17 protein-coding genes are annotated in these 22,807 nt (G+C 75.8%); 11 read left to right on the top strand and 6 right to left on the bottom strand.

The features are described 5' to 3' along the window. Positions 1 to 36: 36 nt before the first annotated feature. Positions 37 to 2,412, top strand: a complete 2,376-nt coding sequence (locus IE321_RS20980) for a hypothetical protein (RefSeq protein ID WP_190224098.1) — start codon at positions 37 to 39, stop codon at positions 2,410 to 2,412. Here IE321_RS20980 and IE321_RS20975 read toward each other — a convergent pair. From IE321_RS20975 to IE321_RS20955, 5 genes are all read right to left on the bottom strand, one after another. Next, positions 2,382 to 4,814 carry a right-handed parallel beta-helix repeat-containing protein gene (locus tag IE321_RS20975; protein ID WP_190224097.1) on the bottom strand — a complete coding sequence of 811 codons (2,433 nt, stop codon included), beginning with the start codon at positions 4,812 to 4,814 and terminating at the stop codon, positions 2,382 to 2,384. The genes IE321_RS20980 and IE321_RS20975 overlap by 31 nt on opposite strands. 209 nt (positions 4,815 to 5,023) lie before the next feature. Continuing rightward, positions 5,024 to 5,632, bottom strand: coding sequence for an Rv1733c family protein (locus tag IE321_RS20970; protein WP_190224096.1), 609 nt, complete (start codon positions 5,630 to 5,632; stop codon positions 5,024 to 5,026). A gap of 88 nt (positions 5,633 to 5,720) precedes the next feature. Further along, positions 5,721 to 6,545: an MOSC domain-containing protein gene (locus IE321_RS20965; protein ID WP_190224095.1), complete on the bottom strand. Its 825-nt coding sequence runs from the start codon at positions 6,543 to 6,545 to the stop codon at positions 5,721 to 5,723. 52 nt (positions 6,546 to 6,597) lie between these two features. Further along, on the bottom strand, positions 6,598 to 7,125 hold the full coding sequence (locus IE321_RS20960; RefSeq protein WP_043225096.1) for a DUF6643 family protein: 528 nt from the start codon (positions 7,123 to 7,125) through the stop codon (positions 6,598 to 6,600). Positions 7,126 to 7,441: 316 nt separating this feature from the next. Beyond that, positions 7,442 to 8,671 (bottom strand): glycosyltransferase, encoded by a 1,230-nt coding sequence (locus IE321_RS20955; RefSeq protein ID WP_190224094.1) that lies wholly within the window; start codon positions 8,669 to 8,671, stop codon positions 7,442 to 7,444. Positions 8,672 to 8,729: 58 nt separating this feature from the next. Between IE321_RS20955 and IE321_RS20950 the strand changes: the two genes are divergently transcribed. The 6 genes from IE321_RS20950 to IE321_RS20925 all read left to right on the top strand — a co-directional run bounded on the left by IE321_RS20950 (position 8,730) and on the right by IE321_RS20925 (position 15,276). After that, the gene (locus IE321_RS20950) at positions 8,730 to 9,527 is read left to right on the top strand and encodes a glutamate racemase (protein WP_190224093.1); all 798 of its coding nucleotides are present in this window, start codon (positions 8,730 to 8,732) and stop codon (positions 9,525 to 9,527) included. Positions 9,528 to 9,600: 73 nt separating this feature from the next. Further along, the gene (locus IE321_RS20945; RefSeq protein ID WP_190224092.1) at positions 9,601 to 10,161 is read left to right on the top strand and encodes a PH domain-containing protein; all 561 of its coding nucleotides are present in this window, start codon (positions 9,601 to 9,603) and stop codon (positions 10,159 to 10,161) included. 109 nt (positions 10,162 to 10,270) lie between these two features. Beyond that, positions 10,271 to 11,884: an apolipoprotein N-acyltransferase gene (gene lnt / locus IE321_RS20940; RefSeq protein WP_190224091.1), complete on the top strand. Its 1,614-nt coding sequence runs from the start codon at positions 10,271 to 10,273 to the stop codon at positions 11,882 to 11,884. A gap of 41 nt (positions 11,885 to 11,925) precedes the next feature. Next, on the top strand, positions 11,926 to 12,408 hold the full coding sequence (locus IE321_RS20935; RefSeq protein ID WP_190224090.1) for an NUDIX hydrolase: 483 nt from the start codon (positions 11,926 to 11,928) through the stop codon (positions 12,406 to 12,408). Positions 12,409 to 12,463: 55 nt separating this feature from the next. Beyond that, positions 12,464 to 13,297 (top strand): 3-hydroxybutyrate dehydrogenase, encoded by an 834-nt coding sequence (locus IE321_RS20930; protein ID WP_190224089.1) that lies wholly within the window; start codon positions 12,464 to 12,466, stop codon positions 13,295 to 13,297. 86 nt (positions 13,298 to 13,383) lie between these two features. Further along, complete coding sequence (locus tag IE321_RS20925) at positions 13,384 to 15,276, top strand: helix-turn-helix domain-containing protein (protein ID WP_190224088.1); 1,893 nt, start codon at positions 13,384 to 13,386, stop codon at positions 15,274 to 15,276. Between the two features lie 69 nt (positions 15,277 to 15,345). Here IE321_RS20925 and IE321_RS20920 read toward each other — a convergent pair whose 3' ends face one another. Further along, positions 15,346 to 16,713, bottom strand: coding sequence for an MFS transporter (locus IE321_RS20920; RefSeq protein WP_190224087.1), 1,368 nt, complete (start codon positions 16,711 to 16,713; stop codon positions 15,346 to 15,348). Positions 16,714 to 17,018: 305 nt separating this feature from the next. Between IE321_RS20920 and IE321_RS42880 the strand changes: the two genes are divergently transcribed. The 4 genes from IE321_RS42880 to IE321_RS20900 all read left to right on the top strand — a co-directional run bounded on the left by IE321_RS42880 (position 17,019) and on the right by IE321_RS20900 (position 22,773). Further along, positions 17,019 to 18,779, top strand: a complete 1,761-nt coding sequence (locus IE321_RS42880; protein ID WP_268257415.1) for a CoA transferase — start codon at positions 17,019 to 17,021, stop codon at positions 18,777 to 18,779. A gap of 284 nt (positions 18,780 to 19,063) precedes the next feature. Next, positions 19,064 to 20,779 (top strand): class I adenylate-forming enzyme family protein, encoded by a 1,716-nt coding sequence (locus tag IE321_RS20910; RefSeq protein ID WP_190224086.1) that lies wholly within the window; start codon positions 19,064 to 19,066, stop codon positions 20,777 to 20,779. Between the two features lie 95 nt (positions 20,780 to 20,874). Further along, positions 20,875 to 22,131, top strand: coding sequence for a nucleotide sugar dehydrogenase (locus IE321_RS20905; protein WP_043225084.1), 1,257 nt, complete (start codon positions 20,875 to 20,877; stop codon positions 22,129 to 22,131). A 114-nt stretch (positions 22,132 to 22,245) separates the two neighbouring features. Further along, complete coding sequence (locus tag IE321_RS20900; protein WP_043225082.1) at positions 22,246 to 22,773, top strand: EF-hand domain-containing protein; 528 nt, start codon at positions 22,246 to 22,248, stop codon at positions 22,771 to 22,773. The last annotated feature ends 34 nt before the right edge of the window (positions 22,774 to 22,807 follow it).

Below are 22,807 nucleotides of genomic sequence, written 5' to 3'. Positions count from 1 at the left end.
GTCGCATCCTCCCACTCACGAGAGGAAGACTCCTAAGTGTCCCCTGCCACACCCGCCCCCGAGCACGGGGGCGCGGCGCTCGAACTCCTCGTCCACGGAGTCGGCGGAGCCACCCCCCAGTCCATGCTGGACGACCCCAGGACCGTACGGGTCACCGGCGACGAGACCGCGGCCGTGCACCGGCGCGCCGAGGACCTCGACGCCGAGGACCATCCCGAGCGGTACGCGGCCCGGCCGGTGCCGGAGGCGTACGTCTGGTCCAACCTGACCTCCGGCGACGGCGCCCGCGCCCTGTGGCTGCTGCTCCTGCCGTTCATGGTGGTCAACCTCGCGCACTGGATGCGCCCGCCGGCCGTCGGCCGCCCCGGCCTCGTCCGGCTCTACGGCGTCCTCGTCCGGCTCCTCGCCCTCAGTCTCACCGTGCTGCTCACCGCCGCCGTCTGCGAGGTCGCCCTCGACCTGACGGCCTGGCAGTGCGCCGGGACCCCCGCCTGCGCCGACGGCCGCGCCTGGCTCGGCTTCCTCTCCGCCGACCGGGGCGGCTGGTGGTCCGGCCCGGGCCGCCGCCTCGCCCTCGCCGCCGTCCTCCCGGCCGCCCTCGTCGGCCTCCTCTGGTACCTCTCGCACCGCACCTGGAGCGCCTACGAGGCCCAGCGCCCGCCCACCGACGCCGCCGCCGTACCCGCCGGGGACCCGCGCCCCGCGCTCGGCCGGCCCGGATTCTGGTACGGGAGGCGGCTCGTCGCCCGACTGCGCGCCGCGCACACCGCGGCCGGCTTCCTCACCGTCGCCGCGGCCCTCGCCGCCGCCCCCGCCCGGCAGGACACCGGCACCCTCGCCACCGGCGGACTCGCCCTGCGGGCCGCCCTCGTGACCTGCGGCGCCCTCGTCCTGTGGGCGGTCTGCGGCCGCGGCCGCAGCGAACGCCGGATCGACCAGCGCGTCGAGCGCGCCCTGTTCACCCGCCTGCCGGCCGCGGCCCTCACCCTGCTCGTCCTGACCGCCGTGCACACCGCGTGGGCCCGGCCCGGCTGGCACTCCGGCGGCACCCTCCCCGGGAACGCCGTCTTCGGGGCCCTCACCCTGGCCCAGGGCGGCCTCGTCGTCGCCCTCGGCGCCGTCGCCCTGCTGCTCCAGCGGCCCCGGCGCGACCCCCGCACCGCCCTCGCCGGGCTCGGCGGGCCCGCCACCGCCATGCTGGCCTGCGCGCTCGGCGGGGTCATGTCCGGCGGCGTCGCCCAGTGGGTCGCGGACTGGCTCGACGGAGCCGCCACCCCGGGCTCCGAGGGCAGCCCGCTGGTCGGCCCGCCCGTCCTCCTCAGCTGGCAGGCGTCCGTCATCCCCGTCCTGCTCCTGCTGTTGCTCGCGCCCGCCGCGCTCCTCGGCGCCCGGACCGTGCTCGCCGGCCGCCGACTGCGGACCGCCGTCGAGGCCGACTACGCCGGCGAGAGCCCCGACCCGGTCCGCACCGGCCAGATCGCCGCGAGCCGCGCCCGCGCCTCGCTCACCGACTCCGCCCCCGTCCTCGTCGCCGTCGTCTCCGCCACCGCGCTGCTCCTCGGCGCCGCCTCCGTTGCCGGCGCCTGGTCCAGCGACGCCGTCCCCGGCCGCGCCTTCTCCGGCGCCCACCCCGCGGTCGCCGCCCTCGCCGCCACCACCCAGGCGCTCGGTTCCTGGATGATCGGCTTCGGCTTCCTGCTCTTCGTCACCTGGGGCCGCCGCGCCTATCGCGACGCCTCCGCCCGCCGCACCATCGGCATCCTGTGGGACGTCGGCACCTTCTGGCCGCGCGCCGCCCACCCCTTCGCGCCGCCCTGCTACGCGGAACGGGCCGTACCCGACCTCACCTGGCGGATGAGCTCCTGGACCCGGCACACCGGCGGCCGGCTCGTCATCTCCGGCCACTCCCAGGGCAGCGTGCTCGCCGCGGCGGCCGTGTGGCAGCTGCCGTCCGCCACCCGCGCCCGGGTCGCCCTCCTCACCTACGGCTCCCCGCTGGAACGGCTCTACGGCCGCTGGTTCCCGGCCTACTTCGGTCCCGAGGCGCTGCGCGGCCTCCACCGGGCCGTGCACTGCTGGACCAACCTGCACCGCGCCACCGACCCCATCGGCGGCCCCGTCCGGGTCCCCGCCGAGGGCGGCCGTCCGGCCGTCGACGCCCCGGTGCTGCGCGACCCCGTGGCGTACGGACGCACCCGCGCCCACCCGCTGCCCGAACCGGTCCTCGGCCACTCCGACTACCAGGCCGACCCGGCCTTCGCGAGCTGCCGGGCGGCGCTGCTGGACCGGCTGCTGCCCGCGCTGCCCCGCCAGCGGACCCCCGAGGAGACGGCGGACCACGACGGTTCGGGCCGGGACGGCCCGGACCGGGGCGGTACGGATCAGGGGAGCTCGGGCAGGTCCTCCGGGTAGAGCAGGGTCAGGTCGTCCGTGCTCGCCTCGGCGAGCACGGCGACGCGGCCCGCGTGCCGCTCCACCATCGACTCGAAGGTCTGGCGCGCGGTCCGCCCGTTGCCGAAGGCCGGGCCCTTCGGCAGCTTCTCGAAGTACGTCAGGAGGGCGTCGTCCGCGCCCTCCGCGAGCCGGTACTCGTGCTCGTCCGTCTGCTGCCGCACGATCCGCAGCAGCTCCCGCGGCGTGTAGTCGCCGAAGCTGATGGTCCGTGAGAAGCGGGACGCCACACCGGGGTTGACCGTCAGGAAGCGCTCCATCTCGGCGGTGTAGCCGGCCACGATGACCACCACGGCGTCCCGGTGGTCCTCCATCAGCTTCACCAGCGTGTCGATGGCCTCGCGCCCGAAGTCGCGCCCCGAGTCCTCCGGCGACAGCGCGTACGCCTCGTCCACGAACAGCACCCCGCCGCGCGCCCGCTCGAACGCCTCCTGGGTGCGGATCGCGGTCGAGCCGATGTGCTCGCCGACCAGGTCGACCCGGGAGACCTCCACCAGGTGCCCGCTCTCCAGCACGCCGAGCGAGGCGAGGATCTCCCCGTAGAGCCGGGCGACCGTGGTCTTGCCGGTGCCCGGGTTGCCGGTGAAGACGAGGTGGCGGCGGACCGAGGCGGCCTTCAGCCCGGCCTCCCGCCGCTTCCGGCCCACCTCGATCATGTTGGTGAGCGTCCGCACCTCGTGCTTGACGCTGTCCAGGCCGACCAGCGCGTCGAGCGCGCCCAGCACGTCGTCCGAGGAACGCGGCGCGGGGACCGGCGCGGCCGTCGGCGCGGGCATCGGCGCCGGGGCGGGCGCGGCGGCACGCGCCGGGGGATAGGCGCCGAGCAGGCCGGGCGAGTGCCGTCCGGCCGTCAGGACCGGGGCGGGCACCGGCTCGGGCACCGGCGGGGTCCGTACGGCGCTCTCGTCACCGGTGCAGTCCTCGACCTCGAGCCCGTCCTCGGGGAACTCGTACCCCCCGCGCGCGCACCGCTCGGTCCGGCAGCGGCGCAGCACCGTCCGGCAGCCGTCCATCACGTGGAAGCCGTAGCCGCCGCTGCCGGTGACCCGGCAGCCGTGGAAGGTGCCCCGGCCCTCCGCCGACACGTAGAACCCGGCCTCGGCGGGGGAGGTCACCACACAGCGCTCTACCGTCGGATCGGCGCCCTTGGTGACGATGACGCCGGTCTGCACGGCGTCCACGGTGCAGTTGGCGAGGGTGCCGCCGCTGCCGTGGTCGCGGAACCAGGCCCCGGTGGCGGCCTCCTTGATCCGGCAGTCGTCGAGCTGGGCGGTGGCGCCGTCGCTCACCGACACGGCGGTGTTCCGCACCTGCGTGAGGTCGCTGTCCACCACGTCCACCCGCGAGCCCCGGTCCAGCACGAAGAGCGCGTCCGGCACGTCGTGCACCCGGCACGCGTCGAGCACCGCGCTCGCGCCGTCGCTCACCCACACCGCCGGGTAGTCGCCCGTGCTGTCGTGGATCTCGCACTGGTGGGCGTCCACGCGCGTGCCCGGGTCCCACACCGAGAGGCCGTTGCGCCCGAACCGGCGCACGGTCGACCGGGTGAGCGTGAGCACCGAGCGCGAGCGCAGGTCCACCGCGTTCTCGGGCACGTCGTGGATGTCGCAGTCGGAGAGCGTCAGCACGGCGTCGGTGTCCAGGGTGACGCCGTCGGCGGAGGTGCGGTGCACGGTGGAGTCGACCAGGTGCGCGGTGGCGCGGGCCGCGATCTGGAGGCCGGCGCCCTTGATCTCGTACACCTCGCAGCCGATGCCCTCCAGGCCGCTGCCCTCGCCGGTGACGGCGATCCCCGCGCCCGAGGCGTGGTGCACCCGGCACCGTTCGAGCCGGGGGTGCGCCCCGCCGCGCACGGACACCCCGGCCTGCCCGGCGGAGACGACCTCGCACTCCTCGAAGACCCCGCCCGCGCCGTCGACGGTGGCGATGCCCACCCCGGCCGGGTTGTCGACCGTGCAGCGCCGGGCGGTCGGCCGGGCCCGGCCGCGCACCTCGATCCCGGCGGCCGAACGCGTCATGATCCGCAGGTCGAGCAGTTCGGGAGTGCCGTCCTCGACGAGCAGCGCCGGGGCCGCCACGTCCTGGCCCTCGATGTGCAGGTCCTGCACGACGGCCGAGGCCCGCAGGGTCAGCGGCACCCCGTCCGGCGGCGCGATCCGCACCGGCCCCGCCCCGTCCTCGGGCCCCCGCAGGGTCACCGCCCGGGTCACGACGAGGTTCTCGCGGTACGTGCCGGGCGCGACGGTGAGGACGTCGCCGTCGCCGGCGGCCTCCAGCGCGGCGGCGAGGGAGGCGTACTCGCCCGTGCGGCGCCGCCACCGCGACGTGCCGGTGTGCGTCACCTGGACCGTGCCCTGTGCCATGGGTGTGCTCTGCCCCCGCCTCGTGCGCCGACGCTGAACCGGATCCGGGATCCGGTGTGGTGGATCCCGCGGAGGGGGTCCATGACCGTGGATCCCGTCCCCTGGACGGGGGATCCGTCGCCCCACCGTAGCGCGCGCGGCGGCGCGGGGTTGACGGGTCGTAGAGCCGCACCCGTACGGGGCACGGAACCTCCGGTTCCAGCGGTGCGTCAGCTCCCGGCGCCGGTCCGTCCCCAGTCGGGGCCGACCGACGCCCACGCGCGGTCCAGCCGTGCGTAGCGCCGCATCCGCAGGTGTCGCATCACCAGTCGCCGCACGAGCTCGACGGCGACTCCGGCCAGGACGGCCACCGTGAGTCCGACGAGGACGGCGTGGGCGCGGGCGGTGTCCTGGGCCAGCGGCGCCGTCACGGGCCGGCCCGTGCGGTCGGTCCACAGCGCGAAGGAGTCGCCGGGTGAGGAGCTGCCCCGGGAGGTGGTCACGGTGCCCGTGCGGGACGTGCCGTCGGGGGCGGTCCAGCGGGCCACGACCGCCCGCCGGAACCGCTGTTCGGCCGCCTGGTCGCTCGACGCGGCGGAAAACGGGGGCGTCGGGGCGGAGCGGGGCACGTAGGCGGTGGTCGCCACGCGGCCCGCCTGCTGGGCGTGGGCCGCGCGCTGGAGCGACTGCCGCGCGGCCGAGCCGGCCGCGTAGCCTGCCGCGGGCACGGCCAGGCACAGCGCGAGGACGGCCACGAGTGCCACCCACGCCTCGACCAGGTCCGTCCCGCGGCGCAGGGGATTGTGCCGCCAGCGCCAGAGTCCGGTGACTGCGCGCATGTTCCGGGACCCCCTCGTTCGTCGCTCCTCCGACGAGTGTGCCCGCGGGGCGCGCGGTTCGCCTGTCGAGCGGGGGAGGGGGCCGGGCTCAGTCGAGGATCTTCACCGGGTCGCCGACGCGGACGGTTCCCGGGTGCTCGGGGACGAGGTTCTGGCCGAAGACCAGCTTGCCGTTCAGCTTGCGGTGCCGGCCGAGCGTCCGCAGCGGCTCCTTGCCGCGCGCCGCGGTGGTCTGGTCGGTGGTGGTCACCACGCACCGGCCGCACGGCTTGGCCACCCGGAAGGTCACCTCGCCCACGGCGAGCCGGGTCCAGCCGTCCTCCGCCCACGCGTCGGTGCCCTCGACGACCAGGTTGGGCCGGAAGCGGCTCATGGGCAGCGGGCCCTCGTGGGCGTGGTCGCCCCGCTCGATCAGCGCGTTGAGGGCGTCGAGGGAGGCGAGGGCGGTGACGAGCAGCGGGTAGCCGTCGGCGAGGTTGACCGTCTCGCCGGGCCGCGCGAAGTCGGGGTCGATCGGGCGCCGGTGCTCGGGCGCGTCCAGGTGGACGAGGCGCGCGTCGGCCTCCAGGTAGGCGGAGAACCAGGCGGCGGCCGGCTCGCCGGCGGGCACCGTCTCCACGGCCTGGTCGAAGATGTCCATGGTGAGCGTGACCGAGGGCTCGGGCACCGGCACCACGAGCGGCTCGCGACCGGGCGCGGTGAGCCGCAGGCCGCCGTCCGGGAGGGGTTCGGCGGACGCGAGGGCCATCCGGGGGTGACGGCGCTGGGTCATGACCGTGCCGCCGGCGTCGACGACGGCCCAGCGGCGGTCGTGCGCGAGGCCCCAGGGCCGCACCTCGGCCTCGGCGCGGTCGAGCGCGCGCAGGGCCTTCACCGGATGGACGTGGACGGAGCGGAGGACGGGATCAGCCATGGGCTCATCCTGCCAGCCGCTCCGCCCCCGTCGGGACGCGCTCCGTGGCCCGTCAGTAACCGCCTCCCTGGTAGGGGCGGTTGTACGGGTCGTGGTACTGCGCGGGGGCCGGTACCGGCGCCGGTGCGGGGCGCGGGGCGGCGGGGCGCATCGCCTCGTAGCCGGTGGCCATCGGGCGGGCCGGCTGCGGGACCGGTCCTCCCGGGTAGCCGCGCGGCGGCGCGGGCTGCTGCGGGATGTACGGCGAGGGCGCCGGCTGGAGCGGCGCGGGCGCCATCTGCGGGGCCATCATCTGCGGGGCCGGCTGCGGGTATCCGTAGCCGCCGCCGTGGTAGGCCGGCGCCGGCTGGGGGGAGGGCGCCGAGGGGAGGGCGGGCAGGGCCGCCGGGAGCGCCGGCAGGTAGGAGCCGGTCGGCGCGGGTGTCGGGTAGCCGACGGGGGCCTCGTACGCGGCGGGCACTCGGATCGGGGCGATCTGAGGCGTGCCCCGCTCCGCGACCAGGGAGTCGTAGATAGGGGTGTCCGGGAAGGACGGCGCGGTGTGGTAACCGCCTCCATAGCTGGAGCGGGGGGAGGTCATGGCACATAAGTTAAGCCCACGATCTGCCGATTGGGGAGCCCGCTCAACAGCTTCTTTGACGGGCTTCTGGCGGTCGCGGATCCCCAACCCGAGCGAACGTGCCAAAAACGGGCATGCCGTTGTCCCATGATCGCGCAAAACCCGAGCTGAGAGGGGGTTACCGATGGGTCGCGCCGATCGGCGCCGGCCCTCCCGTCCGGTATGAAGAACGGATAAAGAAAAAGCGACCGGAAGGAGTGGGAGAAGTGATCTTGGGTAAGTCGAATCGTCAATCCGACGCCGAAGGGCGGAGCGTACACGCGCCGAATTCACCGCGTTACTCCCCGTGGCGAGCGGTGAATTCCGTGCCCTCCGCGGCCGTCCGGCCTCCCGGGTGGACCCGCCCCTTCCAGGCCCCGCCCCGCCCCCGGTGGTGGAGCACCGCCGAGTCCACCGTCATTACCAGATAGAGGGAGGCGGTGAACGGCAGCAACACCGCCGTCCACGCCGGCTGCCGGTAGTGACGGAGCATCGGGACGTACGTGCCCGTCATCACCGCCCAGGCCGCCCCGCCCGCCCAGGCCGCCGCCGCGTCCCCGGCCACGAGCCCCGCCACCAGCGCGACCGGCGGCACCAGATAGACGAGCGCGAGCCCGACGACCGTCCCCAGGAGCAGCGACGGCCGGTACCGCAGCTGGGCGTACGCGCTCCGCGTCACCATCCGCCACAGCTCGCCGAGCCCGGTATAGGGGCGCACCGAGTCGACCCCCTCCGCCAGTCCCAGCCAGATCCGGCCGCCCGCCGCCCGCACCGCCCGGGCCAGCGACACGTCGTCGATCACCGCCGAGCGGATCGCGTCCGGTACCCCGGCCGCCACCGCCGTCTCCGTCCGCAGCAGCACGCACCCCCCGGCCGCCGCCGTCGCGCGCGGCCGTGCGGCGTTGATCCACCGGAACGGGTAGAGCTGGGCGAAGAAGTAGACGAAGGCCGGGACCACCAGCCGCTCCCAGGGGCTCGCCGTCCGCAGCCGGGCCATCTGCGAGACCAGGTCCCGGTCGTCGTCCAGGGCGGCGGACACCAGTCGTCGCAGACTGTCGGGCGCGTGGGCGATGTCCGCGTCCGTGAGGAGCAGGAACTCCGGCCCCCGCGCGCGTGCCAGCGCCATCCCGTGCCGCAGCGCCCACAGCTTCCCCGTCCACCCCGGCCCGGGCTCGCCCGGCGACGCCACCGTGAGCGGCAGCCCGCCGCGGCGTGCGGCCAGCGCTTCGGCCAGCCGCCCCGTCCCGTCCGTGGACCCGTCGTCCACCAGGATCACCTCGGCCCGGCCCGGATAGTCCTGGGCCAGCAGCGACGGCAGGCTCAGCGGAAGCACCCCGGCCTCGTCCCGCGCGGGCACCACCACCACGACGCCGGGCCACTCCTCCCTCCCCACGCGCGCGTGGGGCCCGTCGCGGCGATCCCGGGGCCGGGGCAGGCGCTGGTCCGTGCGCCAGAAGAAGCCCTGGCCGAGCAGGAGCCAGAGCCAGACGACGAGGGAGGCGCACGCGAACCAGGCAAGGGTGCTCATTTGCCGCAGTCTGCCCCAGAACGCCGGGCTCCCGGGGCCCATCGGCTAGGGTGACCGGGTGAAGATCGCGCTCATGGACTCCGGAATCGGCCTCCTCGCGGCGGCCGCCGCGGTACGCCGGCTCCGCCCGGACGCCGAGTTGCTGCTCTCCAACGACCCCGACGGCATGCCGTGGGGACCGCGCACCCCCGAGGACCTCACCGGGCGCGCCCTCGCCGTCGCCCGGGCCGCGGCCGACCAGGGGCCGGACGCGCTGATCGTGGCCTGCAACACCGCCTCCGTCCACGCGCTCCCCGCCCTGCGCGCCGCCCTCGAACCGGCCGTCCCGGTCATCGGCACCGTCCCCGCGATCAAGCCGGCCGCCGCGGCCGGCGGCAAGGTCGCCATCTGGGCGACCCCCGCCACCACCGGCAGCCCGTACCAGCGCGGACTCATCCGCGAGTTCGCCGCGGGCGCCGAGGTCACCGAGGTCCCCTGCCCCGGACTCGCCGACGCCGTCGAGCACGCCGACCCCGAGGCGATCGACCGGGCCGTCACCGCCGCCGCCGCGCTCACCCCGCCCGACGTCCGCGCCCTCGTCCTCGGCTGCACCCACTACGAACTCGTCGAGGACCGGATCCTCGCCGCCCTGACCCCCCGTCGCCGCCCCGGGCTGCCGCCCCTCGTCTTCCACGGCTCCGCCGGCGCCGTCGCCGCCCAGGCCCTGCGCCGCGTCGGCGCGGGACCGGACCCCGCCGCGGCCCCGACCGGCACCCTCTCGGTGCTGCTGAGCGGACGCCCCGGCCCCCTTCCGGCCGCCGCCCTCGCCTACGCCGACGGCCGGCTGCTGGCCGCCGCCCCGGCCCCCACGCTCTGACCCGTCACTCCGCGTGACCGAACCGCTCCGTTCCGGTGCGCTTAACCGGACATAGCCGGGTAATATTCCCCATATGAGGAAGGAATCCCGGCAGGACGCCACCCGCGGGCTCCGTCCCGCCGTCTGGACCGGCCGCGCGACCAACCGCTTCCAGTGGATCGCGGCCGCGGCCGGCGCCGCCTTCATGGCGCTCGGGATCACCCTCGCCGTCGAGTCCCCCTGGACCTCCGGCATCACCGCCCTCGTCATGGCCGTCTTCGGCTGCGTCGCCGTCGGACTCCTCGTCCTCTTCGGCACACTCGCCTTCGTCCACGTCGAGGTCCGCGTCGACGACCGGGCCATGGAGGTCCGCTGCGGCCACATCGGCCTCCCGCGCCGCACCATCCCGCTCACCGAGGTCGTCGACGCCGACTACGCCCCCCGCGTCACCCCGCGCCACTGGGGCGGCTGGGGCTACCGCTGGCGCCCCGACGGCGGCACCGCCGTCGTCGTCCGCCGGGGCGAGGGCCTGGTGGTGCGCCTCGCCGACGGGCGGAGCTTCACCGTCACCGTCGACGGCGCGGAAGGAGCGGTCGCCTCCATCCGCGGCCACCTCCGCCGACCCGCCCCGCCCCAGACCCCCACCGGCGCCTGACCGGCACGCGCGCGTACGGGTGGCACGGCCCCGGAAGGCAGGCCGCGGCGCCCGCGCCCGGCCCCTGCCGGGCCGGGCGTCAACAGGCACGCCCCGTACACTCCGCAAGGTGAGCACCACCATCACCCCCGAGGCGGCCGGAGCCGCCGACGACGCGTCCGCGACCGACGACCGGCCGCGCCGCTTCGCCCGGGCCGCGCGGTTCGTCCGCCCCGGAGCCGCCCTGCTCTCCGGCGTCCTGCTCTACCTGAGCTTCCCGCCGCGGCCCCTGTGGTGGCTCGCGCTGCCCGCCTTCGCGCTCCTCGGCTGGAGCCTGTACGGCCGCCGCCTCCGGGCCGGCTTCGGCCTCGGGTACCTCGCCGGGCTCGGCTTCCTCCTGCCGCTCCTCGTCTGGACCGGCGAAGAGGTCGGCCCGGTGCCCTGGCTCGCCCTCGCCGCCATCGAGGCCCTCTTCGTCGCCGCCGCCGGACTCGGCATCGCCGCCGTCTCCCGGCTGCCCTGGTGGCCGGTCTTCGCCGCCGGGGTGTGGATCCTCGGCGAGGCGGCACGCGCGCGCGTGCCCTTCGGCGGCTTCCCCTGGGGCAAGATCGCCTTCGGCCAGGCCGACGGAGTCTTCCTCCCGCTCGCCGCCGTCGGCGGCACCCCCGTGCTCGGCTTCGCCGTCGCCCTGTGCGGCTTCGGCCTCTACGAGGCGGTCCGCGTGTTCCGCCTCCACCGCGCCACCGGCACCGTCCCGCGCGGCCCGCTCGCCGCCGCCGCGCTCTCCGTCCTGGTCCCGGTCACCGGCGCCGTCGCCGCCCTGCCGCTGGTCAGCGACGCCCCCGAGGACGGCACCGCCACCGTCGCCGCGATCCAGGGCAACGTCCCCCGGCTCGGCCTCGACTTCAACTCGCAGCGCCGCCAGGTCCTCGACAACCACGCCGCCCGCACCCGCGAACTCGCCGCCGAGGTGAAGGCCGGGACGAAGCCCCAGCCCGACTTCGTCCTGTGGCCGGAGAACTCCTCCGACATCGACCCCTACGCCAACCCCGACGCCGCCGCCGTCATCGAGGGCGCCGTCGACGCCGTCAAGGCCCCCACCGTCGTCGGCGCCGTGATCGCCCCGCCCACCGGCAAGCTCCGCAACACCCTGATCCAGTGGGAGCCCGGCCGCGGACCCGTCGCCACCTACGACAAGCGGCACGTCCAGCCCTTCGGCGAGTACATCCCGATGCGTTCGGTCGTCCGCCTCTTCAACAGCAACGTGGACCGGGTGGCCCGCGACTTCGGCCCCGGCACCGAGGTCGGCGTCTTCGACCTCGCCGGCACCAAGGTCGGCCTCGCCACCTGCTACGAGGCCGCCTTCGACTGGGCCGTCCGCGACACCGTCACCCACGGGGCGCAGCTGCTCACCGTCCCCAGCAACAACGCCACCTTCGGCCGCAGCGAGATGACCTACCAGCAGCTCGCCATGTCCCGCGTGCGGGCCGTGGAGCACAGCCGCTCCGTCGTCGTCCCGGTCACCAGCGGCGTCAGCGCGATCATCCGCCCCGACGGCGAGATCGTCTCCAGGACCGCCATGTTCACCCCCGACTACCTGGTCGAGGAGGTCCCGCTGCGCTCCACCCGGACCCCCGCGACCCGGCTCGGCACCCTCCCCGAGGCCCTGCTCGCCGCCGTCGCGGCCGGCGGGCTCGGCTGGGCCGCCGCCCGCGCCGTACGAGCCCGCCGCGCGCGGTCCTGATCCCCGGGACCCGACCGGAAGGATGATCTAGGGTCGGTCGCATGGCAACCCCTGACTTCATCCGCGAACTGCGCAAGACCGCCGGGCACCAGCTCCTCTTCCTGCCCGGGGTCAGCGCCGTCGTCCTCGACGACCGGGGCAGGGTCCTGCTGGGCCGCCGTGCCGACAACGGCGCCTGGTCCGTGATCGGCGGCATCGTCGAGCCCGGCGAGCAGCCCGCGGACGGCGCGGTCCGCGAGGTCGAGGAGGAGACCGGCGTCGTGTGCGTGGCCGAGCGGGTCCTCCTGGTGGAGACGCTGCGCAAGCCGGTCGTCTACGGCAACGGCGACATCTGCCAGTTCATGGACGTGACCTTCGCCTGCCGGGCCGTCGGCGGCGAGGCCCGGGTCAACGACGACGAGTCGATCGACGTCGGCTGGTTCGAGAGGGACGCCCTTCCCGAGATGAAGCGCTTCTCCCTCAAGCGGATCGAGAAGGCGTTCGCCGACGAACCCACATGGTTCCGCACCACAGACCACGGCTGAAGTGTGGGCCGGACGCACATCGGTGCCGTCCCGGCCCCTTCGTAGGGTGCGGAGCATGAGCGCCCCCCTCACCGCCGCCGGTACCGCCGGCCCCGCCCCAGCCGGGCCGCCTCGCCCGGCCGCCCTCGCCCTGGACCTCCGCGGCCGCACCGCGCTCGTCACCGGCTCGGCCGGCGGCATCGGCCGGGCCTGCGCGCTGCGGCTCGCCGAGGCCGGCGCCCGGGTCAGAGCCGTCGACCGCGCCGCCGAGGGCCTGGAGGAGCTCACCGCCCGGGCCGACGGCCTCCCCGGTGCCGTCGAACCCCGGCTCCTCGACCTCACCGACCTCGACGCCGCCGAGGAGGCCGCGACCGGCGCCGACATCCTCGTCAACAACGCCGGCCTCCAGCTCGTCCGCCCCATCGAGTCCTTCCCGCCCGAGGTCTTCCACACCGTCCTCACCGTGATGCTGGAGGCCCCCTTCCGGCTGATCCGGGGCGCCCTGCCGCACATGTACGCCCAGGGCTGGGGCCGCGTCGTCAACCTCTCCTCGGTCCACGGGCTGCGCGCCTCCGCCTTCAAATCGGCGTACGTCGCCGCCAAGCACGGCCTGGAGGGGCTCTCCAAGACCGCCGCCCTGGAAGGCGCCCCGCACGGCGTCACCTCCAACTGCGTCAACCCCGGCTACGTCCGCACCCCGCTCGTCGAGCGCCAGATCGCCGACCAGGCCGTCGCCCACGGCATCCCCGAGGACCGCGTCCTCACCGAGGTCATGCTCAAGGACTCCGCCCTCAAGCGCCTCGTCGAACCCGAGGAGGTGGCCGAGGCCGTCGCCTACCTCTGCACCCCGCAGGCCGCCTTCATCACCGGCGCCTCCCTCACCCTCGACGGCGGCTGGACGGCCCACTGAGCACTCGCCCCCTCGGGCACGCGTCGTCCACGGGAAGTCGTCCACAGGGTGGTGCCGGCCCACCTCCGGCAGGTATCCCTGTGTCCATGTCCCACGAACACGTCTCCTATCTGGAACTCCTCGCCCGGGGAGCCGCCACGGAGGCATACGACCGGCCCGTGCTCCTCGCCCGCGCGAGCGGCGCGGGTCCCGAGGCGCTGGCCGGGCTGGAGGAGGCCAAGCAGCTCGCGCTGCGGGTGCGCGCCGAGCTGGAGGGCCGGCGGCGGCGCGAGGCCGAGCTGTCCGCGCTCTTCGCCACCGCCCACGACCTCGCGGGACTCCGCGACCTCGACGCCGTCCTGCGCGCCATCGTCCAGCGCGCCCGCTCCCTCCTCGGCACCGAGGTCGCCTACCTCAGCCTCAACGACCCCGCGGCCGGCGACACGTACATGCGGGTCACCGAGGGCTCCGTCTCCGCCCGCTTCCAGCAGCTGAGGCTGGGCATGGGCGAGGGGCTCGGCGGACTGGTCGCCCAGACCGCCCGGCCGTACGTCACCGACGACTACTTCGACGACGCCCGCTTCCAGCACACCCGCACCATCGACACGGCGGTCCGCGACGAGGGCCTGGTCGCCATCCTCGGCGTGCCGCTCAGCCTCGGCAGCCAGGTCATCGGCGTGCTCTTCGCCGCCGACCGCCGGGCCCGGGTCTTCGAGCGCGAGCAGGTCGCCCTCCTCGGCTCCTTCGCCGCCCACGCGGCCGTCGCCATCGACACCGCCAACCTGCTCGCCGAGACCCGCTCCGCCCTCGCCGAGCTGGAGCGGGCCAACGACATCATCCGCGAGCACAGCGCGGTCATCGAGCGGGCCTCCGAGGTCCACGACCGCCTCTCCGAGCTGGTGCTGCGCGGCGGCGGCGTCCACGACGTGGCCGAGGCCGTCTCCGAGGTCCTCGGCGGCACCGTCGAGTTCACCGAGACCACCGCGGGCGCCGCCCGCCGGGCCGGCGGACACGCGGTCCGGGACGGCGACGACTGGGTGGCCGCCGTCTCCGCCGGCGGTGAGCACCTGGGCGCGCTCGTCCTGCGCGGCCGCCCCGGCCTCGACCCCGTCGACCTGCGCACCCTGGAGCGGGCCGCGCTGGTCACCTCGCTGCTGCTGCTCGCCCGCCGCACGGCCGGCGAGGCCGAACAGCGGGTGCGGGGCGAGCTGCTCGACGACCTCCTCGACGCCCCCGACCGGGACCGGCGCCTGCTGCGCGAGCGCGCCGCCCGCCTCCGTACCGACAGCGCCGCGCCGCACGTGGTGCTCGCCGCCGGCATCGACCGGGCCGGGCCCGCCGACGGGACCGAGCCGCAGGCCCGCGAGCGCGCCGACCGGCAGCGCCTGTGGTCCGCCGCCTCCCACCTCGCCGCCACCCGCAGCGGCCTCGCCTCCGCCCGCGACGGGGGCACGGTCCTCCTGCTGCCGCTGCGCCCGGGCGAGGACGCCGCCGAACTGGCCCGCCAGGCCGCCCGCCACCTCGGCGGCGCCCTGCGCGAACCCGTCACCGTCGGCGCCTCCGCGCCCGTGCGGGCGCCCCTCGACCACCCGGACCAGGTGGCCGGCGCGTACCAGGAGGCCCGCCGCTGCCTCGACGCGCTGCGGCTGCTGCACCGTACGGGGGAGGGCGCGGCCGCCGAGGACCTCGGCTTCCTCGGTCTCCTGCTCGCCGACGGGCGGGACATCGGCGGCTTCGTGGAGCGCACGATAGGCCAGGTCGTCGCCTACGACGGGCGCCGCGGCACCGACCTGGTGCGCACCCTGGACGCCTACTTCGCCAGCGGCATGAGCCCGGCCCGCACCAAGGACGACCTGCATGTGCACGTGAACACGGTGGCCCAGCGGCTTGAGCGGGTGGGCCGGCTCCTCGGCCCGGACTGGCAGTCGCCCGCCCGCGCCCTGGAGATCCAGCTGGCGCTCCGCCTGCACGCCCTGTCCTCGGCCGTCTCCCGCGACTGAGCCGGCACGCCGAAGGCCCCGCGCCCCCTCCCGGGGGCGCGGGGCCGGTTCGGTCCGCCGCTGTGCGACTCAGGCGTCGGCGCCGACGCGGACGGGCGCGGCGCTCGGCTCGTCCGCCTCGGACAGGTCGGTGTCGCGGGTCTCCCGGGCGCAGCCGAGGGCGACGACCGTGAGCAGCGCGGCGGCGATCACGTACAGGGCGATCGGGGTCGAGCTGCCGTGGTCGGCGAGGAGCGCGGTCGCGATCAGCGGGGCGGGCGCGCCGGCGGCGACGGAGGAGAACTGGGCGCCGATGGAGGCACCGGAGTACCGCATCCGGGTCGCGAACATCTCGGAGAAGAACGCGGCCTGCGGGGCGTACATGGCGCCGTGCAGGACGAGGCCGACGGTGACGGCGAGCAGCAGGCTGCCGAAGGAGCCCCGGTCGATGAGGGCGAAGAAGGGGAACATCCAGGCGCCGACGCCGACCGCGCCGATCAGGTACACCGGGCGGCGGCCGATCCGGTCGGACAGGGCGCCCCAGAGCGGGATGACGGCGAAGTGCACGGCGGAGCCGACGAGCACGGCGTTGAGCGCGGTCTGCTTGGACAGGCCGACGGAGGTGGTCGCGTAGACGAGGATGAAGGCGGTGATCACGTAGTAGGAGATGTTCTCCGCCATGCGGGCGCCCATCGCGATGAGGACGTCCTTCCAGTGGTGGCGCAGGACGGCGACGAGCGGCGGCTTCTCGGCGGCGGCGTCGGTGGCCCTGCGCTCCTCGGCGGCGGCGAGCGCGGCCTTGAAGACCGGCGACTCGTCGACGGAGAGCCGGATCCACAGGCCGACCATCACCAGCACGCCGGAGAGCAGGAACGGGATCCGCCAGCCCCACGAGGTGAACGCCGACTCGGACAGCAGCGCGGTCAGCGCCGACAGCACGCCGGTGGCGAGCAGCTGGCCCGCCGGGGCGCCGGTCTGCGGCCACGACGCCCAGAAGCCCCGCCGCTTCGCGTCCCCGTGCTCCGAGACCAGCAGCACCGCCCCGCCCCACTCGCCGCCGAGGGCGAAGCCCTGCACCAGCCGCAGCGCGGTGAGCAGCAGCGGGGCGGCCGACCCCACCGTCGCGTGGGTCGGCAGCAGGCCGATCGCGAACGTCGCCCCGCCCATCAGCAGCAGGCTCAGCACCAGCAGCTTCTTCCGCCCGAGCCGGTCCCCGTAGTGCCCGAACACCAGCGCGCCGAGCGGCCGGGCGGCGAACCCGACGGCGTAGGTGAGGAAGGAGAGCAGCGTGCCGACGAGCGGATCCGACTCGGGGAAGAACAGCTTGTTGAAGACGAGGGCGGCGGCGGACCCGTAGAGGAAGAAGTCGTACCACTCGATGGTGGTGCCGATCAGGCTGGCGGCGACGATGCGCTTGAGGGATCCGGGGGATGTCGGAGCGGTTCTTGCGGCGGCCATGTGCACCACTTCCAGGCAGGTACGGGGGACGTCTACGTGTCGCCACACCGTAGGAACACGCAGGTCACCGTCGTATGTGGTGGGACACCATAGTTCCGGCCGGCGTGATGCGGGCCACCGCCATGGCCCCCGCCGCCGGCACCGGAGACCCCCGGACAGCCTTGCGAACGCTGGTCCTTGCGGATGAAGCGGGCCCGGCCCCGTGCCCCCGGCCGTCCTCCCGCTGTTCTCACCCGGAGGAAAAGATCGTTTCGAGCGGGGAGAGGGCCGGAGATGCGGCGAGACGGCGAAGGCGGTGGGCGGACGTGAGCCTGCCCGAGGAGGCCGGGACCAGGGCGCCGTCCGCGCCCGCCGGCACCGCCCGGTCCGTCGCCCGGGAGCTGCTCGGCCGCACCCTCGACGGCCTGCCCGGCGGTGCCGCGGACCAGCCCTCGTGGACCGTCGGCGGAGCCGGACCGGTCGGCGTCGACGCCGGGGACGAGCGCGCCGCGCAGGCCGCCTGCGGGGTCATGCACGTCCACGGCCGGGCCGGCGGCGGTCCCGCGCCCCTCACCGCGGACTACGTCTCCACGGTGACCGGCGTGCTCGCCGCGCAGGGCGTCACGGCCGCCCTGTTCGCCCGCGCCCAGGGCCGCCCCCCGGTGCGCACCGGCACCTCCCTCGCCCAGGGCGCGCTCCTCACGGTCACCCAGTACCTGGCCGCGGCCACCGCCCCGGACGACGACCCCGCGCCGCCCGCCGCCGCCGGGCTCGCGACGCTCGTCACCGCCGACGGCGCGCGCGTCGAGATCGAGACCCTCGACCCCACGGCCTGGGCCGGGTTCTGGAGCCGATTAGCCGTACCGCCCCGCACGGCCGGCCGCGGCTGGCTGCCCTTCCAGTCCCGCTTCGGGACCGCCGTCTGCCTTCTGCCGCCGGAACTCCACGCCGCGGTCCTGGACCACCCCCTGGAAGCCGTGCGCGCCGCCGGCGCCGCCCACGGCGTGTCGGTCGTCGCGGTGGGGGAGGCGACGACGGCACCGCCCGGCCTCGCCCCCTGGACCGTCGCCCCGGCCCCCCTCGCGCCCCCCGCGCGGGTGACCGGGACCGCGCCCGCCGGGGACGCGTCACGGCCACTGGCCGGCGTCCGGGTCGTCGAGTCGGCCCGCCGCGTGCAGGGCCCGATGGCCGGGCACGTCCTGCGGATGCTCGGCGCCGAGGTCGTCCGCGTCGAACCCCCCGGCGGCGACCCCCAGCGCGCCCAGCCCCCGGTCGCCGGAGGCTGCTCGGTCCGGTTCTCCGCCCTCAACCACGGCAAGTCCGTCGTCGAGGCCGACCTCACCACCCGCCGGGGGCGGGCCGCCGTCGTCGAACTGGCCGTCGGCGCCGACGTCTTCCTGCACAACTGGGCCCCCGGCAAGGACCGGGCCCTCGGCCTGGACGCCGACGCGCTGCACGCGCTCCACCCCCGCCTGGTGTACGCCTCCGCCTCCGGCTTCGGCACCGCCCTCGGCCCGGTCCCGCCGATCGGCACCGACTACCTGGCCCAGGTGCACGGCGGTCTCGCCGCCGCCCTGCGGCCCGCGGACGAGCCCCCGGCGCCCTCCCTGATGACCGTCACCGACGTCCTGGGCGGCCTGGTCCTGGCACAGGCCGTCCTCGCCGGACTCCTGGCCCGCGAGCGCGTGAACCGGGGCTGCCGCGCCTCCTCCTCGCTGCTCTCCGCGGCGGCCCTCGTCCCCCGCGCGCGGCGGCGGACCGTCCTCGCCCCGCTCGACCGCCCGCTGCCCACCGCCGACGGGCTGCTCTGTCTGGGGGCCGAGGCCCGGTCCAGGCCCGGGGAGGTCGCCCGGACCGTCGGCGCCCACGAGACCGACGCGGTGGGGGAGCGGCTGCGGAGCCGGACGACCGACGCCTGGCTGGCCGAACTGCGGGCGGCGGGACTGCCGTCCGTCGCCGTCCGCACCGACCTGGCCGCCCTCGCCGCCGACCCGGCCTTCGCCCGGGCGGTCCTCCCGCCCGACGCGCACGTCCCGTACGCCCGCCCGGCCGCGCCCTGGACGTTCACCGAGGAGACCCCCGCGTGACGCGCCGCCGGAGCCCGCGCGACGACGTCCCGCGTACCCCTGCCGCCCCCGCGCGGGCGCTCGCCCCGGGCCGACGGCCCATACCCGGCGGACCGGCCCCCGCGGCCGCCCTCCCGCGCTGACGACCCCAGGTGACGCGGCGGGTCCGCCGCGCCCGGTCGCCGCGCCCGCACGCCTCCGCGTGCGGGCGAACGTCCACCCCGTGACGCCTCGTCACCACCCCGCCCGCCCCGGGCGAGTCCGCCCTGCGCGCGGGCCGCCCCGTCCGACGCGAAGGCAGAACGATGACCGCGACGTACACCGTCCGGGAGGCCCCCTGGCGCTCCCGGAACGGACTGGAGCTGCCCGACCGGGTCCCGCGCGCCGACCGCGAGGCGTGGGAGGCCCTGGGGCTCTGCCCGGACGCCGACCTCTTCACCCTCTTCCGGCACCACGCCCTGGCCTCCCCGGACCGCGAGGCGCTGGTGGACGACCGGGGCACCCTCCCCTACGGCGAGCTGCACGCCGAAGTGCTGCGCGTCGCGGGCCTGTTCGCGGAGGCGGGGCTCGGCGCCCGCGACGTGATCGCCCTCCGGCTGCCCAACGGTCGGGCGGCCGTCGTGGCGGAACTGGCCGTCTACGCCCTCGGCGCGGTCGCGCTGCCCTACCCGCTCGGCGGAGGGGTCAGGGACACCCGGACGCTGCTCACCCGGTCCAGGGCGGGCGGAGCCGTCCTCGCCGACCCCGAGGACCTCGCGGCGGCGGCCGAACTTCCTTTGCTGCGCGCCGTGTTCACCACCCTCCCGACCCCGCCTCCCGGAGTGCGCCGGCTCGACCGCGCCGTGCCCGGCGGGGCGTTCCGGCCGGCGGAGCCGCCCGCCGGGGCCACCGCGCCGGCGCGGCTCCTCGTCTCCTCCGGCTCCGAGACCGAGCCGAAGATGGTCGCCTACAGCCACCAGGCGATGGCCGGGGGCCGGGCCGCGTACGTCCGGGCGCTGGCCGGGTTCCCCGCAGCCCCGCCCCGCTTCCTCGTCCTCGTGCCGCTGGCCTCCTCGTACGGCTCGCTGGGCGTCCCGGTCGCGCTCGCCGCGCTCGGCGCGACCCTCGTCGTGCGCGAGCGGTTCGACGCCCGCGAGGCGCTCCGGGCGATCGCCGACCACCGGCCCACCCATGTCTTCGGGGTGCCGACCATGCTGCGGCGGATGGCCGACCTCCCCCGCCGGCCGGGGGAGGACACCAGCTGCCTGAGGGCCCTGGTCTCCAGCGGCGCCGCGCTGCCCGCCTCGACCGCGACCGCCTGCCGGGAGCGCTTCGGCGTACCGGTCGTCACCGTCTACGGCTCCTCGGACGGCGTCAACTGCCATACGGCGGAACCCTCGGGAGAGACCGCGGGCACCCCGGACCCGGCCGTGGCCGCCATCCGGATCGTCCGCCCGGACGGCACCCCGGCGGACCCCGGCGAGCCCGGGGAGATCCAGGCCAGGGGGCCCATGACGCCGCTGTGCTACGTGGGCGCGCCCGAACTCGACGCCCGGTACCGCACGTCCGCCGGCTGGGTCCGCTCCGGCGACCTCGGGGCGCTCGACGCGGACGGGCGGCTGCGGGTGCTCGGCCGGCTCAGGAACGTGGTGATCAGGGGCGGTCTCACCCTCAGCCCCGCCGAGGTGGAGCACGAGCTGGGCACCGACCCGCGGATCGCCGAGGCGGTGTGCGTGCCCGTGCAGGACGAGGAGTTCGGGGAGCGGCTCTGCGCGTGCGTGCGTCCGGCCCCCGGGGCGCCCCGCCCGACCCTGGAGGCCGTGACCGCGCACCTCCGGACCCGCGGGCTGGAGCGGCGGAAGTTCCCCGAGTACCTGCTGGTGCTCGACCGGATGCCGCTCGGGCCCACCGGGAAGGTCTGCCGCCGCACCCTGGCCGCCTGGGCCGTGGACGCCCTGGGCGCCGCCACGCCGGTCGGTGCGACGGTCCACGTGAACCGAAGGGCAGAACATGTCACTCATGCGAGGGAAGAAGCGCATTGATTGTGCGCCTGCATCGAATTGCATGCAATCCTGCTACTGCAAACGGAATCTTTGATTCAACTTCGTCGCCGGAGTGAATCATGGAGGGACGACGCATGTTCACAGAAGTCGCCGTGGTCGGTCTCGGCTACGTCGGTCTTCCGCTGGCCCGCCGGGCCTGCGAGGCGGGGTTGGCGACCGTCGGCTACGACATCGGCGCCGACGTCGTCGAGGGGTTGGACCGGGGGCGCTCCCACATCGAGGACATCCCCGACGAGGACATCGCCGCGATGTACGCGGCGGGATTCCGGGCCGGCACCGACCCCGCCGTCCTCGCCGGCGCCCACACCGTCGTCATCTGCGTGCCCACCGGGCTCACCGAGTCCGGCGAGCCGGACCTGCTGCCGCTGACCTCCGCCGTCCGCACCGTGGCCCGCCACCTGGAGCCCGGCGCGCTGGTCTGCGTCGAGTCCACCAGCCACCCGGGCACCACGGAGGAGATCGTCCGGCCCCTCCTCGAAGCGCACGGACTGCGCGTCGGCGAGGACTTCCACCTGGCGTACTCCCCCGAGCGCATCGACCCCGGCAACCGCCGCTACAGCCTGCGCACCACGCCGAAGGTCGTCAGCGGCTGCACCACCCTCTGCGCCAAGCACGCCACCGCGTTCTACGAGCGGCTCGTCGACGAGGTCGTCGTCGCCGCCGGGACGCGGGAGGCGGAGATGGCCAAACTCCTCGAGAACGCCTACCGGTACGTCAACATCGCCCTGATCGACGAGATCGCGGTCTACTGCGACCGCGTGGGCATCGACATCTGGGACGTACTGCGCTGCGCGGACACCAAGCCCTTCGGGTTCACCGCGTTCCGGCCCGGTCCCGGCGTCGGCGGCCACTGCATCCCCGTCGACCCCCGCTACCTGATGACCCACGCGGCCGAACAGGGCTTCACCTTCCGCACCCTGGGCGCCGCGCGCGCCGTCCTCGACGCGATGCCGGAGCACGTCGCCGGCCGGGCCCGGGACCTGCTCGTCGAGGCCGGCAAGGACCCCGCGGAAGCCCGCGTCACCCTGCTCGGCGTCGCCTACAAGGCCGACATCTCCGACACCAGGGAGTCGCCCGCGTACGCCGTGGCCCGCGCGCTCGGCGCCCTCGGGACCCGGCTCACCTACCACGACCCGTACGTCGGGCGCTTCGAGGTGGACGGCGTCCCCGTCCCCCGCCAGCGCTCGCGCGCCCACGCCCTCACCGGCAGCGACCTGGTCGTGCTCCTCCAGGAGCACGCCGAGTACCGCTCCGCCGACTGGGACCTCGCCACCTGCCCCGTCCTGGACACCCGGGGCACGGCGGAGGGCAGACGCGTGGTGCGGCTCTGACGCCGCGCCCCGCCCCGTAGACCTCCGGCCCGGTCGCCCCTCCGTGACCGGCCGCGGGAAGGACCGTCCGGACGACCGTCCGGGCGGCACTCGTGAACACCCAAGGAGACAACCATGGCCGCAGTGGCTCAGGACCGTCTGGTGAAGCGCTTCGAGAAGTGGGACACGGACAACAACGGCGTGCTGGAGGTCTCGGACTTCGTCGCCGAGGCCGCCAAGATCGCCTCCGCCTTCGGCGAGAACCCCGACTCCGCGAAGGGCGCCCAGCTGCGCGACGGCTTCATCGCGATGTTCGGGCTTCTCGCCGCCAAGGCGGGCGTGGCGGAGCAGGGTCCGCTCAGCCGCACCCAGTTCCTCCAGGCCGCCGGTGAGGTCGTCGAGGGTGGCGCCGCCACCTTCAACCCGGTCCTCGGCCCGGTCACCAAGGGCATCGTCGCCCTGGCCGACAAGAACGACGACGGCGTCATCGACGAGGCCGAGTTCGCCGTGTGGCTGAAGGCGATCGGCCTGGGCGAGAAGGAGGGCCGCGCGGCCTTCCAGCAGATCGACGCCGACGGCAGCGGCACGCTGTCCGAGGCCGAGCTGCTCGACGCGGTGCGTCAGTTCCACACCGGTGAGCTCGACGTCGAGCTGCTCGGCTGAGTCCGGCACCACGACGCGGAGCGGCCGGCCGGCA

This window comes from Streptomyces hydrogenans (genome assembly GCF_014656075.1).
Taxonomy (GTDB): Bacteria; Actinomycetota; Actinomycetes; order Streptomycetales; family Streptomycetaceae; genus Streptomyces; species Streptomyces hydrogenans.
The sequence above is the reverse complement of the archived record's forward strand: the minus strand, read 5'-3'. Positions and strand labels throughout refer to the sequence as shown.

Excerpts from the sequence above, each read along its gene's own strand:
- IE321_RS20975 (WP_190224097.1), bottom strand. The coding sequence starts at position 4,814 with ATGGCACAGGGCACGGTCCAGGTGACGCACACCGGCACGTCGCGGTGG.
- IE321_RS20970 (WP_190224096.1), bottom strand. The coding sequence starts at position 5,632 with ATGCGCGCAGTCACCGGACTCTGGCGCTGGCGGCACAATCCCCTGCGC.
- IE321_RS20965 (WP_190224095.1), bottom strand. The coding sequence starts at position 6,545 with ATGGCTGATCCCGTCCTCCGCTCCGTCCACGTCCATCCGGTGAAGGCC.
- IE321_RS20960 (WP_043225096.1), bottom strand. The coding sequence starts at position 7,125 with ATGACCTCCCCCCGCTCCAGCTATGGAGGCGGTTACCACACCGCGCCG.
- IE321_RS20955 (WP_190224094.1), bottom strand. The coding sequence starts at position 8,671 with ATGAGCACCCTTGCCTGGTTCGCGTGCGCCTCCCTCGTCGTCTGGCTC.
- IE321_RS20945 (WP_190224092.1), top strand. The coding sequence starts at position 9,601 with ATGAGGAAGGAATCCCGGCAGGACGCCACCCGCGGGCTCCGTCCCGCC.
- IE321_RS20935 (WP_190224090.1), top strand. The coding sequence starts at position 11,926 with ATGGCAACCCCTGACTTCATCCGCGAACTGCGCAAGACCGCCGGGCAC.
- IE321_RS20930 (WP_190224089.1), top strand. The coding sequence starts at position 12,464 with ATGAGCGCCCCCCTCACCGCCGCCGGTACCGCCGGCCCCGCCCCAGCC.
- IE321_RS20925 (WP_190224088.1), top strand. The coding sequence starts at position 13,384 with ATGTCCCACGAACACGTCTCCTATCTGGAACTCCTCGCCCGGGGAGCC.
- IE321_RS20920 (WP_190224087.1), bottom strand. The coding sequence starts at position 16,713 with ATGGCCGCCGCAAGAACCGCTCCGACATCCCCCGGATCCCTCAAGCGC.
- IE321_RS20910 (WP_190224086.1), top strand. The coding sequence starts at position 19,064 with ATGACCGCGACGTACACCGTCCGGGAGGCCCCCTGGCGCTCCCGGAAC.
- IE321_RS20905 (WP_043225084.1), top strand. The coding sequence starts at position 20,875 with ATGTTCACAGAAGTCGCCGTGGTCGGTCTCGGCTACGTCGGTCTTCCG.
- IE321_RS20900 (WP_043225082.1), top strand. The coding sequence starts at position 22,246 with ATGGCCGCAGTGGCTCAGGACCGTCTGGTGAAGCGCTTCGAGAAGTGG.